The 805-nt window shown below is 80.0% G+C and carries 1 pseudogene; it reads right to left on the bottom strand.

Going from position 1 to position 805, the window contains the following annotated elements:
• Positions 1 to 26: 26 nt before the first annotated feature.
• Positions 27 to 805: pseudogene (locus tag MSIMFI_RS29105) on the bottom strand (hypothetical protein); the annotation flags it as partial.

Below are 805 nucleotides of genomic sequence, written 5' to 3'. Positions count from 1 at the left end.
CCCCCCTCCTCCCCCCGCCCCCCCCCTCACCCCCCGCTCCCGCCTGCCCCCCGCGCCCCCCCGCCCCCCCTGCTCCCCCCCCCCTCCCCGCCCCCCCCCCCCGACCCCCCCGCCGCCCGGGCCCCCCCGGCGAGGCCGGACCGGGCTGCGGCTTTCCCGCCGGCGCCGCCGGCGCCGGCGTTACCGCCATTGCCGCCATTACCGGCGGTGCCGCCGCTGCCGGCGGCACCGCCGTCGCCACCTTTGCCGCCATTGCCGCCCGCGCCGCCGGACAGGGGCGCGCCGGTGTTGCTTGGGCTGCCGGTGCCGCCAGCGCCGCCAGCCCCACCGTTGCCGCCGGCTCCGCCGATGTTGGCGCCGGGCGCGGTGGAGCTGCCGCCGATGGCGGCGCCGCCGGCGCCACCGGCTCCGCCGTTGCCAGCGGCTCCGCCCTTGCCGGAGAAGCTGTAGGTTGCCAAATCGGCGCCTTTGCCTCCAGCCCCGCCATTGCCGCCCTTGCCGCCGGTCGTGGAGAGGTCGCCGATGCTGCCGGCGCCGCCGTTCCCGCCTGCGCCGCCGTTACCGCCGGAAAGGCCTTGGGGGTTAATGCCACCGACGGCGATGCTGCTCGCGTTGCCGCCGGCTCCGCCGGCGCCACCGTTGCCGCCGGCGCCACCGACCGGGCTCGTTGCGCCGCCCGTTCCGGCTTTGCCGGCGTTGCCGCCGCTGCCGCCGTTACCGCCGTTGCCGCCGTTGCCGTTGTTTGGATTGCCGCCGCCGCCGTTCCCCGTGCCGCCGCCGCCCCCCCTGCCGCCATCGCCGCCCG

This window comes from Mycobacterium simulans (genome assembly GCF_900232995.1).
Classification (GTDB): Bacteria; Actinomycetota; Actinomycetes; order Mycobacteriales; family Mycobacteriaceae; genus Mycobacterium; species Mycobacterium simulans.
The sequence above is the reverse complement of the archived record's forward strand: the minus strand, read 5'-3'. Positions and strand labels throughout refer to the sequence as shown.